12 protein-coding genes are annotated in these 13,901 nt (G+C 54.4%); 7 read left to right on the top strand and 5 right to left on the bottom strand.

All coding sequences use genetic code 11. From position 1 onward, the window contains the following. The first annotated feature begins 54 nt into the window (after positions 1–54). Complete coding sequence (locus SH248x_RS12420; RefSeq protein ID WP_459554598.1) at positions 55–438, top strand: GlsB/YeaQ/YmgE family stress response membrane protein; 384 nt, start codon at positions 55–57, stop codon at positions 436–438. A gap of 131 nt (positions 439–569) precedes the next feature. Here the strand turns inward: SH248x_RS12420 and SH248x_RS12415 are convergent, their stop codons facing one another. Further along, positions 570–737 (bottom strand): DUF1328 domain-containing protein, encoded by a 168-nt coding sequence (locus SH248x_RS12415; protein WP_459554597.1) that lies wholly within the window; start codon positions 735–737, stop codon positions 570–572. Between the two features lie 253 nt (positions 738–990). Here SH248x_RS12415 and SH248x_RS12410 point away from each other — a divergent pair, with 253 nt between their 5' ends. From SH248x_RS12410 to SH248x_RS12395, 4 genes are all read left to right on the top strand, one after another. Then, the gene (locus SH248x_RS12410) at positions 991–1,164 is read left to right on the top strand and encodes a DUF1328 domain-containing protein (RefSeq protein ID WP_459554596.1); all 174 of its coding nucleotides are present in this window, start codon (positions 991–993) and stop codon (positions 1,162–1,164) included. Between the two features lie 156 nt (positions 1,165–1,320). Then, complete coding sequence (gene rnr, locus SH248x_RS12405; protein WP_459554595.1) at positions 1,321–3,606, top strand: ribonuclease R family protein; 2,286 nt, start codon at positions 1,321–1,323, stop codon at positions 3,604–3,606. Between the two features lie 318 nt (positions 3,607–3,924). Then, positions 3,925–4,962, top strand: coding sequence for a DUF1559 family PulG-like putative transporter (locus tag SH248x_RS12400; protein WP_459554594.1), 1,038 nt, complete (start codon positions 3,925–3,927; stop codon positions 4,960–4,962). A 103-nt stretch (positions 4,963–5,065) separates the two neighbouring features. Further along, positions 5,066–5,479: a carboxypeptidase regulatory-like domain-containing protein gene (locus tag SH248x_RS12395; RefSeq protein WP_459554593.1), complete on the top strand. Its 414-nt coding sequence runs from the start codon at positions 5,066–5,068 to the stop codon at positions 5,477–5,479. Between the two features lie 58 nt (positions 5,480–5,537). Here the strand turns inward: SH248x_RS12395 and SH248x_RS12390 are convergent, their stop codons facing one another. The 4 genes from SH248x_RS12390 to SH248x_RS12375 all read right to left on the bottom strand — a co-directional run bounded on the left by SH248x_RS12390 (position 5,538) and on the right by SH248x_RS12375 (position 10,625). Continuing rightward, on the bottom strand, positions 5,538–6,839 hold the full coding sequence (locus SH248x_RS12390) for a cation:proton antiporter (RefSeq protein WP_459554592.1): 1,302 nt from the start codon (positions 6,837–6,839) through the stop codon (positions 5,538–5,540). Between the two features lie 169 nt (positions 6,840–7,008). Then, positions 7,009–7,956, bottom strand: coding sequence for a DUF1559 family PulG-like putative transporter (locus SH248x_RS12385; protein WP_459554591.1), 948 nt, complete (start codon positions 7,954–7,956; stop codon positions 7,009–7,011). A gap of 227 nt (positions 7,957–8,183) precedes the next feature. After that, a complete protein-coding gene (locus SH248x_RS12380) occupies positions 8,184–9,467 on the bottom strand; it encodes a cytochrome-c peroxidase (protein ID WP_459554590.1) in 1,284 nt (427 codons plus the stop codon). Between the two features lie 177 nt (positions 9,468–9,644). Continuing rightward, positions 9,645–10,625, bottom strand: a complete 981-nt coding sequence (locus SH248x_RS12375) for a 3'-5' exoribonuclease YhaM family protein (RefSeq protein WP_459554589.1) — start codon at positions 10,623–10,625, stop codon at positions 9,645–9,647. Between the two features lie 612 nt (positions 10,626–11,237). On the opposite strand from SH248x_RS12375, the gene hisN reads away from it, so the two are divergent. Together hisN and SH248x_RS12365 are read left to right on the top strand one after the other, a co-directional pair. After that, the gene (gene hisN, locus SH248x_RS12370; protein WP_459554588.1) at positions 11,238–12,035 is read left to right on the top strand and encodes an inositol monophosphatase family protein; all 798 of its coding nucleotides are present in this window, start codon (positions 11,238–11,240) and stop codon (positions 12,033–12,035) included. 307 nt (positions 12,036–12,342) lie between these two features. Next, entirely contained in the window at positions 12,343–13,824 is a 1,482-nt protein-coding gene (locus SH248x_RS12365; protein ID WP_459554587.1) for a response regulator, read from the top strand. Positions 13,825–13,901 lie beyond the last annotated feature (77 nt).

The raw sequence follows: 13,901 nt of genomic DNA, 5'->3' as shown, positions 1-13,901 counted from the left end.
AGCGGTGACGATACTTTTCAGGTCCACGCGACCTCATTCACAAGGATGTGAGAGATGACGACTCAAGAATTCCTGATCGCCTCTGAGCAAGGTGCTCATGTCATGCTGACCTGGATCGGTTTTGGGACCGTGGTCGGCCTGCTGGCCAAAGCGATTATGCCTGGGAAAGATCCAGGCGGTGCGATCGGCACGATGATGATGGGGATCGCAGGATCGGTCATCGGCTGCGGCATCACTGCCTTCTTCTGGACGGGAATCAAGCTGTCGCCGTTGTCGCCTCTGGGATTTGTCACAGCGACCATTGGTGCATTCGTCCTGCTGTTTTTCTACAAGTTGCTGGCTGGACAATACTATGCGGAGTCAGAAGGTGGCGATGATCGCTATTATCACCGACACCGCCGCTATCGACGACGTCGTCGTATCGTCAACGACGCTTAAATCAAGCCTGAGTACTGGGTGAACAGCCCGGTACAAATGGCAAAAGAAGGCTGCCGGAGCTGAGACCGGCAGCCTTCTTTTTTTGTAGGCATACTAATTTTGCATTTCGCAGAGCGGACCCTGCAAAGACGCTATGGAAGCGTTTTGCGGTTGCCAACGACGATCCCGAAGATGAAAAGGACGAGGAAGACCAGCGCCAGGACTTTGCCCATCCAGGCTGCTTCGCCAGCAATTCCACCAAACCCGAATGCAGCGGCCAGTAATGCGATCAGAAAGAAAACGATTGCCCAGCGAAGCATGGTAGCCTCCCTTGTGAAATGAACTTTGGTTGTGTCATCAGTGTTGCATGGGATGATCAATGCAAGTGATGTGCCACGATTTAGAATGCTCGCTGAGCGATCAGTTGTGTCGAAAGTCGTGTGGTCGACTGAAGCTGCAGACGCCAGATCTGGGATTTTCGCTTGTTTTTCCAGCAGCGTCACGGATTTTGCATTGTCTGCTATCAGTAGACATCCGCCTGTTGAGTTTCGCTGACTGGCTTGGATGTCTGACGTGGATTACTACTCTGAGAGGCACACCATGTTCTGGTTAGCCATGCTTTTTCTCGTTCTTGCGATTATGTCAGGAGCACTCGGTTTTGCGTTTTTCATTGGCAAGGTACTGCTGTTTGTGTTCCTGGTGGCGTGTATTTTGACGCTGATGATTGGAAGGACGATACTGGGATAGCGGGAGTAAAATTCGTAGAAGTCCCTCATCCGACCTCGCGGACTCGGCCACCTTCTCGCCGGGGGAGAAGGGATAAGAGCGGAAGAATTTTTGCGTTTACGCTGTTTAGAATAGGGCATGAGTGGCTAAAGTCTTAGGAAGACTTACGGAGACACCATGCCACATTTGACTGAACTGCAGACAGAGATTCTCAACTTTGTGAACCGCGGCGGGTACGAGCCGATTCGGCCCAAGCTGTTAGCCAAGAAGCTCGGACTGTCGAAAAAGAATCTCGACGTCTTTCTGGCGGAGTTAGATCAACTGATCGAAACGAAGAAGCTGATCGTCACTGAGACAGGTCGGCTTCAATCGAAGAGCAGCGCGACGGCGATTGTCGGGACATACAAGAAAATTGCCAGTGGTTCGGGGTTCGTCATCCTCAAACCACCGCTACCGCCGAATATTGAGGAAGACCTCTTCATTGACTTCCGCGATGCGCGTGACGCGCAGTCCGGCGATGAAGTTATTGTCGAACTGATCTCGCGACGACGCGCCAATGGGGGACGTTGCGGGAAGATCATCGACATTGTCGCCCGTTCCAGCACGACGTTTGTCGGCGGTTACTACATTTACAACGGCCAAGGCTACGTGCGCATCGACGGAAACAAGTTTCCCGATCCGATCTGGGTTGGAGACCCCGGTGCCAAGGGGGCCAAAAGCGATGACAAGGTCGTCATCGAGATGGTGAAGTTTCCCTCGGCGTACGACCGTGGAGAAGCCATCATCACCAAAGTCCTCGGCCAGCGTGGTGAAGTGGGCGTCGATACGCTGACGGTCATTCACGAATTCGACCTGCCACAGGAATATCCGGAAGAAGCTTTGGCGGTTGCACGGCGGAAAGCTGCAGAGTTCGATGAGAAGGATTTCGAAGACCGCCTCGATCTCACGAACGATCTCATCGTCACGATCGATCCGATTGATGCCCGCGACTTCGATGATGCGATCTCATTGACCCGCGATGAAAAAGGGCACTGGCGACTCGGTGTGCACATCGCAGACGTGGCTTACTTCGTCGAAGAAGGCTCCGCGCTCGATGAAGAAGCCCGCCTTCGCGCGACCAGCGTGTACCTGCCGACGCTCGTCATTCCGATGCTGCCGGAGGTGATTTCGAACTCGCTGGCGTCACTGCAGGAAGGCAAAGTCCGTTATACGAAGTCAGCGTATATGGAGTATTCCCCCGATGGTGCGCTGATCGGGACGGACTTCGCGCGGACTGCGATCAAAGTCAAAAAACGCTTCCATTACGAGCAGGTGATGGAGTTCATCAAGGACAAAGAGAAGTTCCGCGATGAACTCGATCCCGAGATTTTCACGCTGCTGGAGCGGATGTACGAGCTGGCGATGATGCTGCGTCGACGTCGCTATAAAGCAGGATCGATCGAACTGTCGATGCCTGAGGTGAAGCTCGACTTCAATAAAGAAGGCCAGGTGACCGGCGCTCACGAAGCGCATCACGACGAAAGCCACCAGCTGATCGAGGAGTTCATGCTCGCGGCGAATATCGCGGTCGCGACGGAACTCGATGATCGCGGGATCCGGTTCCTGCGTCGTGCTCACGATACACCGGCCATTGAGAAACTGATTGACTTCTCACGGTTCATCGAAGTCCTCGGCTTCCAGAAGATGAAGAACCCGCAAAGCCGCTCGGAAATGCAGCGGGTCATTAAAGAGGTTCAAGGACATCCGCTGGAACGAGCCGTCAACTTCGCGCTGCTGAGAAGTATGCGACAGGCTGAGTACACGCCGCTGGAGATCGGGCACTATGCGCTCTCAGCGGAGAACTACTGCCACTTCACCAGTCCGATCCGTCGATATCCTGACCTGACGGTCCACCGCATCATGGATGACATCCTGCTGCGTGAAAATCACAAGGGCCCCGGTGAAAGTGACCTTCTGCAGCAAGGGCAGCATTGTTCGGATAAGGAACGCAACGCCGCCAAGGCCGAGCGCGAACTGACGAAGATGAAGCTGCTCGCCTTCATGAGCGACAAGGTGAATCAGGAGTTCGACGCGTTTATCACCGGTGTGGAACGCTATGGCGCCTTCTGCCAGATGATGGCTGTCCCTGCCGAAGGGCTGCTTTCTTTGGCTTCACTTGAGCGGATTGACCAGTTCTACTATGACCGCGATCACTTCGCCCTCATCGGCAAGCGGACGAATACGTTCCTGCGGCTGGGCGATCAGATCAAGGTCCGGATTGTCCGCGTTGATATGGACCGTCGCGAAATGGATATCGCGCTGGTCGATACCAAGATCAAGCACGTCGCAGCGCCGCCGAAGAAGAAACCTCGCGACGATGGTGGGCGAGGCCATGGCAAGAAGGGACAGTCGCCAGCTGCGGGTGACGGATTCCGGACGGACGAACAGAAACGCAACAGCCGGAAGAACCGCAAACGGAAGTAGTGGAGTTGTGTTTCGAGGGTTTTGCAGTGCCCACTTGAATGGGCAAGTGGGAGAAGGTCTCAATTTCGCTTCACACAGACGGATACGATAGACGACAAAGTATTCCCCAGCCTCTGTCATTCTGCGGATGCAAATGTCATAGCCAGCCCGTGACTAATCACAGGCTGGTCTCTGCTTCACTGGAAAAAGCCGATCAATGATCGGCTTTTTCCACGTATTTTGGTCAGCGCAAGACGTGGCACAGCCTTTGCGAACGTAATTAAATCGTCCGAATCCAAGGACTGGACTTACTTCACAAACGTGTCGGGGAGCACGAACATGAAACGCACTGGATTTACGCTGATTGAGCTGTTGGTTGTGATTGCAATAATCGCGACGTTGGTCGCAATTCTCCTGCCTGCTGTTCAGCAGGCTCGCGAGGCAGCCCGACGCTCGACCTGTAAAAACAACCTCAAGCAGATTGGGCTGGCTCTCCATAATTATCATGACACCTACCGCGTCCTGCCTCCAGGCTGGGTACACTTCAATACGCTCAACGGCACCGCCCTGACAGGTGACCAGAACGATGGCCTCGTTGAAAGTCACTTTGGATGGCCGGTTTACATCCTGCCATTCATCGAGCAGAGCGCACTTTACGATGCACTTCGCCCTAGCGACTATAAGCTGTCTGACATTCTGACGGATGGCGTCTATCCGGCTGCTCAGAGTGCATTCATCGGCGCACGAATCAGTGTTTACCGCTGCCCGTCAGATACAGGTGCAGAGCTCAATGACAAACCGATTCGATTGTTAGCCAACAACGCGAATGTCGCGGATGTCCAGACACCTGTGATCAACTACGTCGGTGCCAATACCAGCATCGGTCGATTCACAGCGGCCAACGGCGTCGTGGGAGTCGGTACCACTCAGGGCTTCGATGGAGCATTCGGGCTCAACAGCAGTAAGAAGTTTTCTGATATTCAGGATGGCTTGAGCAACACGGTTGTCGTGGGCGAGCGGGCCTTCGAGATCAAGTCTCGCGGTCAGACACGTGAGTGCGGAGCCGGTGTCCTGGGGGTTCACAATCCTGGCGGACAAGACAGTGCAGCCGCTCGTCGCAAGGGGGCGAACGTGACCTTCGGGGCCGCCTGGACGATCAACGGCAGCTTCGCAGACGCAACTCAGGCAGACAATAAGCAGAACTGTGCTTATGGACTCTCCAGTAACCACGATGGCGGTGTGCAGGTTGTTCTGGGCGATGGCGGAGTCCGCTTCATCAGTGAGAACATCGAGCACAACACGACTCAGGGGTTCGATGGCTCTACCTTTGAAAAGCTGATCGCGATTTCAGATGGTCAGGTCATCGGTGAGTTTTAATTGACACTCGGAACCACGCATGAACAAAGTTCGGAGAGGCTGTATGCGTCTCCGGACTTTCTCTTTTTCGACCATCATTGAAGGTCAAGACACTGGAACAACGATGAAAAGTACAAGTCGAATAGCCGTAGCATTTCTCGGGATGATACTCGTTTCACTGGCGGCAGGTTGCTCAAAAAGCGATGGACCCGAGGTCGGATATGTCACTGGGGTTGTGACACTCAATGGTCAGCCTCTCGATGCCGCCACCGTTGAATTCGTTCCCGTCGATAACCCGACGCAACGTCCCTCGACCTCCGTGACCGATCAGAGCGGTTGTTACGAGCTGTATTACTCTGCCTCGCGCAAAGGAGCGGCCCTCGGGCAGCACCAGGTAACGATCAAAAAGATTCAGTCAGACAATCCTGAAGCGAAGGAGCAACCATTGCTGACTCCTGCCAAATATGCCAAGCCGGGGGAGTTGAAGGCGAAGGTCGAGAAGGGAAGTCAGACGATCGATTTTGATTTGAAGCCGTAGTGGGAAGACGAAGCGATTTCACTGGTTCGCAACTGACGATCTGGGCCTACCAACTGTTTTAAGTGGTTCGACTCGCTTCGTTGAGTTGCTCTGGTGATGTCGGCTCTGATTTGGCGATCAGATACCGGAGCAACGGTCCCACGGTCAGGCCCTGGACGATGACCGAGAAGATCACAACGATATAAGTGACCGAAAGAATCGGCTCTCGCGCGAGGAGGACCTCGCCGTTCAGATGTGTCGGGATCGAAAGGGCCAGCGCTACCGAGATCCCTCCTCGCAACCCGCCCCAGGTCAGCATCGGAACCACATTCGGGTGAATCGGATTGAGCCGGCCCACGAATCGCAACGGAAGCGAAACGGCGATCAAGCGAGCCAGCAGAATGCACGGGATCATCAGCATCCCCGCAATCAGGTACTGGTGAGTGAAGGTGAGGACGATGATCTCCAGGCCAATCAGCACAAACAGGACGGCGTTGAGAATCTCATCGATCAGCTCCCAGAACGTATCGAGGTGTTCAATCGTCTTGGGAGACATGGCGTAGCTCCGGCCGTGATTGCCGATGATCAGACCTGCAACCACCATCGCGATCGGGCCGGACAGATGCCAGGCAGCGGCGAGGGCATAGCCTCCTGCCGCCAATGCCAGCGAGATGAGGATTTCGGTGGAGTAGTTGTCGATTTTCGCCAGGAGTCGAAAGCCAATCCAGCCGATGACGAATCCGAAGACGGCACCCAGGACGGCTTCTTTGAAAAAGAGCTCCCCCAGATGAACGAGATCGAACCCATGTTCGCCGGTCGCGACTTCATACAGGCCAAGAAAAATCACGACTCCGATCCCGTCATTGAATAACGATTCGCCCGCGATCTTGGTTTCGAGTGTCTTGGGCGCGTGAATCGTTTTGAAGATTCCCAGAACAGCAATCGGGTCCGTCGGCGAGATCAAGGCTCCGAACACCAGGCACCAGATGAACGAGATCTCCAGTCCAGCCAGTCGAAAGACCGCAAACGAAAGTCCGCTGACAATGATCGTCGAGAGGATGACCCCGACCGAGGCCAGCGTCGCAATGACCCAGCGTTGTTCACGCAGATCGCCAAGGTTGATATGTAGCGCTCCAGCGAATAGCAGAAATCCCAGCATCCCCTGCATCACCGTCTTATTGAAGTCGATGCTGCTGACAATCGCTTCCGCCCGGGTCGCGACAACCGGGACGAAGATGCCCGCAGTAATCAGGCACAGCGAAAAGATGAGCGCAATGATCATCAGCCCGATCGTCGTCGGCAGTTTCAGCCAACGCTGATTGATGTAAGCAAAGATGGCCGAGAGGGTGATCAGTTCAGCGAATAAAGTGAAAAAGTCCATCGCGATTGCGTGCTCCCTGGAGTTCGATTGAACACGATGGTAGGACGTTCGCTGACCGGCGCAAACCGCGATTTTGTGTGGAGGAAGTTTTTGCTGTTAAGTTGCGCAAGAAAAAAGCCCCTCGTGTGGAGGGGCTTTTTTGATCAAGTTCATAACGCTGGCGTGCGAACTAGAACTCACCGACGATGTCACCGGCATCGATTGTGAGCAGAGAAACGAGGAGTTCCAGACTGATGTTTTCTGACAATCCTCGCACAGAACCGTCCACAAGAGCAGTGTTGGCGGTCCCTTTATGAAAGCTATAGATCGAATAAAGATTCGAGCAGTTGATCATACAAGACGGTGAGCTGGAGGCGGCGAAGTTGAGCCCATCGCGAGTATAGGTTCGGATAGAAGAAACGTTCGATTCGGCCCAGCCGCCGAGCAGAACATAGTTGGCTGATGTAGACGTTGCCAGTCCTGATCCCTCCACCATCTTGTTGCCCGTGCGGTAGAGGAATGGACGGCCCGCGTCTTCGAGAATCATGATGGTGCTCGATGTCCCGTCGGTCACATCTCGGATAAGTCGTCCCCCGGTTCCTTTATTGAAGGTATCGGTTTTGGCTGGTTCGGTAATGGTGGCAAAGGTTCCTGAGTTGATTCCCGAAGGAAGGGTATAATCCGAAATCGCCGGGAAATCCGGAGCTGCTCCCGATTTCACATTGTAGCGAGGCTCCCCGGGAGCCGTGGGACAGACATGGAACGGTAGTTGATAGCTTGCCGCTTCTCGATTGTTTGCGTGATTGAAGTTCACCCGATAGTCGTAGATGTCGGCCAATGGATTGGCTTCCATATAAGGCAGGATATGTGCGCCCCAGTTCGTTGTCGGGCTGGAGGAAGTCACGGGAAACTTACCGAATGCGGATTCAAAATTATGAAATCCCAGTCCAAGTTGCTTCATGTTATTCAGACAGCTCGACCGCCTCGCCGCCTCACGGGCCTGCTGCACGGCTGGCAGCAGCAAAGAAACGAGCGTTGCGATAATCGCGATCACGACGAGAAGCTCGATCAGCGTGAATCCACGGCGTGTGGACGTTTGGTGGGATGATCGTGATGTCAGCAGGCCAGACCGGCGCATGGAATACTCCAGAGGAAAGTTGGTCAATGGTGGAGTCGCTGGCTGGGAGAAGGTCATTCTCTGGCTGGCTGGAACGTGATGGTTGGCAATGCAGAGATTGCCTGGGGATTGATTTGTTGCTGGGAAGCGAATAAGTGCCTATGCCCCACCCTCATCCGCCCTTCGGGCACCTTCTCCCCTCAAGGGAGAAGGGACGAAATACGGCTCACGGTGGAAAAGGGACAGAATCATGGTTGATCGGTCGTAGTTTCTTGAGTCGGGAAACGATTCGCGAAGCTGGGGAGAGCAGGGGGGCGGTGACGCAGGCGGGGTTCTGCGAGGGATTCGAGGAAGGCCTGCAGGTCGTCAAGGTCCTGGTCGTTCAGGCCCAAGGGACGCAGGTGGGGGGATTTCTGATGAGGGAAGTTTGGATCTGCTTTTTGTTCGTCGTTCTTGGGAGTCAACGTTGGCATCCCGGCGTTGTACATGCGAAGGACCCCCGCGAGCGGGAACAGGCCGTTGTGCATGTAGGGACCAGTGTTGCTGATATTTCGCAGGCTGGGGGTGCGGAACTTACCGACATCTTTCGTGTCGCCTGTGATCTCGAAGCGTCCCAGGTCCTGATACGTCCGCCCGTAGTAACTGAGGCCGACGTCGTGGAACTGGTTGTCGGTGAAGAGTGGACCGTTGTGGCAGTTGATGCAGCGAGCGTCGCGTCGAAACAGATCGAGACCGCGGACAGCCGAGTCGGAAAATTGTTCATGTTTGCCACGCAGGAAGTTGTCAAACGAGCTTCGACCTCCCACAAGCGTGCGTTCAAAACAGGCGAGGGCCTTTGCGACTCGTTCCTTGGTGACCCCGCCTTCGCCGAAAACGTTGGTGAAGATCTCCTGGTACTCAGCGATCTCGCCAACGCGGTCGATGATGATCTGGTCGCTGCTTCCCATCTCGTGAGGATTCTCAAGGACCTGCTCGGCTTGATCTTCGAGAGATCCGGCGCGGCCGTCCCAGAAGAGAGTCTGGTAATGGCCGACATTCAGCAGGGAGGGGGAGTTGCGGTTCAGTTCTTTTCGGACCAGCCCAAACGAGACGGTACGTCCATCCGCCCAGCTGAGGTCAGGGTCATGACAGGAGGCACAGGCCATCTCGCCACTTTTGGACAGTCGAGGATCAAAGAACAGCTGACGCCCTAAAGCGACTTTCGCTTTGTCGAATGGGTTGTCTTCCGGATGAATCATCTCTGGCAGAAGGCCGAGTTCTTTGAACGTCACGCCTTCGTCGAGAGTTGGCTTGGGCCAATTCTCTGGCGACTGGTGATAAAGGGCTCGCAGCTCTTGAGTCCGGCTGAGAAGCTGCTCGGGAGTTTTCTTCTCGCGTGGCGGCAGACGCTCAAAAAAGCCGCTTCGACCCTGAACACGCGTTGTTCCCGCGGGCGGAGAGGGAGTTTGTTCGTCCTGTGCCCAAGTCTCAGCACTATTCAGGCTAAGGCAGGTAACCACAAGAAGAAAATAGCGAGCAAGCTGGAAGGGCATGGCAGGGCAGTTTGGCGGCGGGGAAAAGCAGTTGTTGACATTGAGTCTCAGTAACAGCTCTTAGCGTAGGCACGTCACGTCCAGCTGTCAAGCATGGAAATTGCCCCTGCCTGGGATGAATACAGCACATAAGACATCTTCAAGACCCGATTACCGGGCCATCGGGATTCGCCTAAACTAGCTCTCGCCGCGATTTTCGATCCCCTTATACAGCTTGCGATCGATGCGGCTGTTGTAAGGTGTCCAGCTTGACTGGCGGTTGGGGTCGGAGTCCATCATTTGCAGGAACTCGTTGACCTTGGCATCGAGGTTATCGAGGTAATTTAAAACGATCGCTTCGAGGGTCATCGGGAGTTTCGGGCTGCCGAATTCGTAGCTGCCATGGTGACTGAGGATCATGTGCTTCAGACGCAGCGCGTATTCCTGCGGGAATGGGAGCGGGTTTCGCTGGTTATAGACGAGCAGTTTTTCCTGCAGCATGTCGCAGCCGATCTGCAGGTGGCCGAGCAATTGGCCTTCGTCGGTGTAGCCGAAGATCGTCTCGTATTCGAGTTCGCGGATTTTGCCGATGTCATGAAGCAGAATGCCGGCGATCACGAGGTCGAAGTTGACCTTTGGATAAAGATCACGAATGCGGACAGCCGTTTCGGTCAGATTGACCACGTGATCGAGCAGGCCCCCCTGGTAAGAGTGGTGCGTTTTGACGCCCGCAGGAGCTTTCATAAAGGAGTCGACGATGGCTGGGTCGGCCAGGAAGTCCAGCATGAGGGCTTTGATCGTAGGCTCGGTGATCGTCCCGATGAGTTCGCTCAGGCGGGCAAGGTTCTTTTTGCTGTCGGTCGCAGGTTGCGGGATGAATTCCTCAGCATCCACAGAGTCGTCTGCGACGCGCGAGATATTCGTCAGGATGATCTGCAGATTCCCCTGGAACAGCTGGACCTTCCCTTTGACCCGGACATAATTGCCCGGCTCGAGATCGGAGACTGTCTCTTCAGCGACGTTCCACATCAGTCCGCTGATCAGGCCAGTTTTGTCGCGCAGCTGGGCGAGTAGATAGAGGTCCGCGTTGCGGTTGGCACGCATTTGCTTATCGGCCAGCAGGTAGACGTCGGAGACGGCAACACCGTCGGTGAGAGTATTGACGTATTGTCGCGTCATGAGGGGTCCTTGATGATCTCGCTACGTGCCCCGACCTCCATGCAGGGCAGGGGGATGATCATTCAGTCTAGTCGAGTTGACCTGATGACCAAAGACTCCCCGATCTGTTTTCACGGAAAAGTGGTCCGAGAAATGGAAATCGTTTGCCTAGAGTGCAGGGAGGACCGCGGCAGAGGCATTCCTGTTTTGTGTCGGTTAGCATACCTTTGCAAATCGAAGAGACGGAAATCGACGGATCAAAAACTAGAAAACAGGTTCACCACAGAGGTACGGAGGTCACGGAGTTGAGAATTAGAAATGTCTTCTTCTCCCCTCTTCCTCTGTGTCCTCCGTGACTCTGTGGTTAATTCATTCTGGTTGTCTTTCTAAACGAATTATCGAACGACAATTGACTGCTCGTTCAGGTGACTCATTTTCAACAGGCAGTTTCGAGCTGTCGTTCACGGAAATCTAACGTCACTGGCTGCTTTCGATCTCGGAGGTAAGAATGTCTGTCCCACCTGACGGATAGTTTTTCTGCTGAGATGTCGGCGGCTTGAAGGTGGTTATCAGATGGGCTACGCTGTCCGCGTTTTCTGCAGGTTTACTTACTTTTGATGATTTGAGTGCACCATGTCGACGCTCCCCAGTCTGGATTCTCGTCTCGAATTTGCAATCAAAGTGGCTTTGAAAGCTCAGGACCTGATTCTGGGGTATTACCAGCGCGACAATTTTGAAGTCGAAAGCAAACACGATTCGACCCCTGTCACCGTCGCAGACCGCGGAGCTGAAGAACTGATCCGGGCAGAACTAGCTGTCGCGTTTCCCGACGACGGGATCCTGGGCGAAGAGTTCCCCGAGAAAAAAGGGACCAACTCCTTCCGCTGGATTCTCGACCCGATCGATGGCACGAAATCATTCGTTCATGGCGTCCCGCTGTTTGGAACATTGATCGGCCTGGAGTACGAAGGAAAATGTGTCCTGGGGGTCTGCCGCTTTCCGGCCCTCAATGAAGTCGTCTACGCGGCTAAAGGGCAGGGGGCGTGGTGGCAGGTGGGCGATCAAGAGCCCAAGCGGGCCAAGGTCTCGGGCATTGGGACGTTTAAGGAAGCCTGTTTCAGCACGACGAATCTCTCACGCTGGTCGGCTGAGGGAATTCAGGATGCCTATGACTTCTTAAGCAAGAACGTCAAACTGACTCGCGGATGGGGGGATTGCTTTGGTCACATGCTGGTCGCGACTGGTCGCATCGAGCTGATGGTTGACCCATCTTTGAGCCCATGGGACGCCGCCGCCTTGCTGCCGATTCTGGAAGAGGCGGGTGGATACTTCCTCGATCGTCGCGGAGAAGCCACGATTTACGGAGGGAATGGGTTCTCCGTCAACGCTGCCTTGAAGGACGACGTCTTGAAACTCTTTGCCAAAAACTGATGGCTGAATTCTACGTATCCTGAACGAACACAATGCTTTGTCACGAGTGTGCTGCAGGTGTGACAGTAGAGGGTTTCACCGGTTGATACGGGAATACCCCGGTGTCGATGGTGACGAACATGAGGGAACTGACGCGCGTTGACTCTTGGCGTCATTTGCTTTCCGGAAATCCACGCCCGCATAACGAATTCGAATCCTAGAGTTCAGGCGTGGCGGTGAAACGCAGATTTTTGTGCAATCTGAAGCAACCTGCGTTTCCCTCAAATTTCCCCCCTCTCTTTTTCCTGTCACATCGAGTAGTTTGTTTATGGCTATTACGACTCTTTCCTTCCTGGCCGGACTGGCGGGCGGTGCCTGTCTGACGCGATGGATGTCGACACAGCGTCGCGCACCAGCCATTCATGCCCTGCAGAATGATGCTGTTGAGAACGATGTTGAGGAAACTCCTGCGACTCAAATCAGCCAGCAGTCTGATCCGCATATCATCATTCAGGGGGTTCTCCCCTCGGATCGCGTCGAGTTACTCTCGACATTGAGTTACGAAATTCGCACGCCGATTACTTCGATTCTTGGTTACCTGGATTTGCTCGAAGAAGAAAACTGGGGGCGTCCGAATTCGCTGGAATTGATTTCGATCGTCAAACGCAATAGTCAGCATCTCCTCGAAATCATCAATAACCTGCGAGACCTGGCCCGTCTGGGAACCGGTCACATTGAGACCGAAGTCGAGAAGTTCTCCACTGGTAAGTTCTTTCGCGACCTGGAAGCCTGGGCCCGCGTTCGCGATCCTCAGCAGAAACAGCATCGCATGGTGCTCAACGTCTCCCCGTCGATGCCGACCGATTTGAAGGGGGATGCAAAGAGTCTTCAACACATCATTCACCAGTTGATCAAGTCCTGCTGGCGCGACCGACAAGCGTCGTCGTTCCGTGTTGATGCATTCACAGCGACCGCAAACGATGGTCGTCAGATGCTTCATTTCAAGATGACAGACAACGGCAAACCGCTGCCACTCGAACAGGTGCAGAAGTTCTTTGAAACGCATCGCGTTGATGCGCAGGGGCCTCTGGGGCCGGTCCTGTATGGATCTCTGGGGCTCGGCCTGAACCTCAGCAAAATGCTGATCGAATCAATCGGCGGACAGTTTGATATCATTCCGCAACCGGAAATCGGGAACTGTTACGAACTGATCGTGCCCGTCGAAATCGTTGAAACGCCTGCACCAGTCAAAGTCATCGATATGGTTGTCGGCGAGAAAGCCGTCAGCCAGTCGGGTGCACACGTCTTCAAATTAGATCCGGCAAAAACCGACTCAAACTCTGGTCTGTCGGGACGTCATGTGATCGCGAGCGGCGTGATCAAAGTCCTGCTGGTCGAAGACGGGCTCGATAACCAGCGACTCATCCGTCACGTTCTCAAGAAGGTCGGGATGGAAGTCGAAGTCGCCGAACATGGGGCGATCGGACTGGAAAAGGCGATGAATGCGTGGAAAGCCGACAACCCGTTCGACGTCATCCTCATGGACATGCACATGCCCGTGATGGATGGTTATGAAGCCACCCGTAAGCTGCGAGAAGATGGCTATAAAGGTGTCATCATCGCGCTCACGGCCCATGCTTTGAAGCAGGACCGCGAACATTGCCTGAGCGTAGGCTGCGATGATTACACCACCAAGCCGATCAATCGCGCCGAACTGGTCAACCTGGTGCGTGGACGCGTGAGGGTTGAGCCGAAGGCAGATGCTTTGACTTCGTCGGATGACTCGGTCCTTCAATTCACTGACAAGTAACTGAGTTGTTTGTTGAGCGTTCGATGCGCGACAACAAAACCCGGAAGTCAAGGTGTTTGGCAAGGTTTTGATCCAAC

It is taken from the genome of Lacunimicrobium album (assembly GCF_052161635.1).
In the GTDB taxonomy this organism is placed as follows: Bacteria; Planctomycetota; Planctomycetia; order Planctomycetales; family Planctomycetaceae; genus SXPC01.
This window is presented reverse-complemented; position numbering and strand designations above follow the sequence as displayed.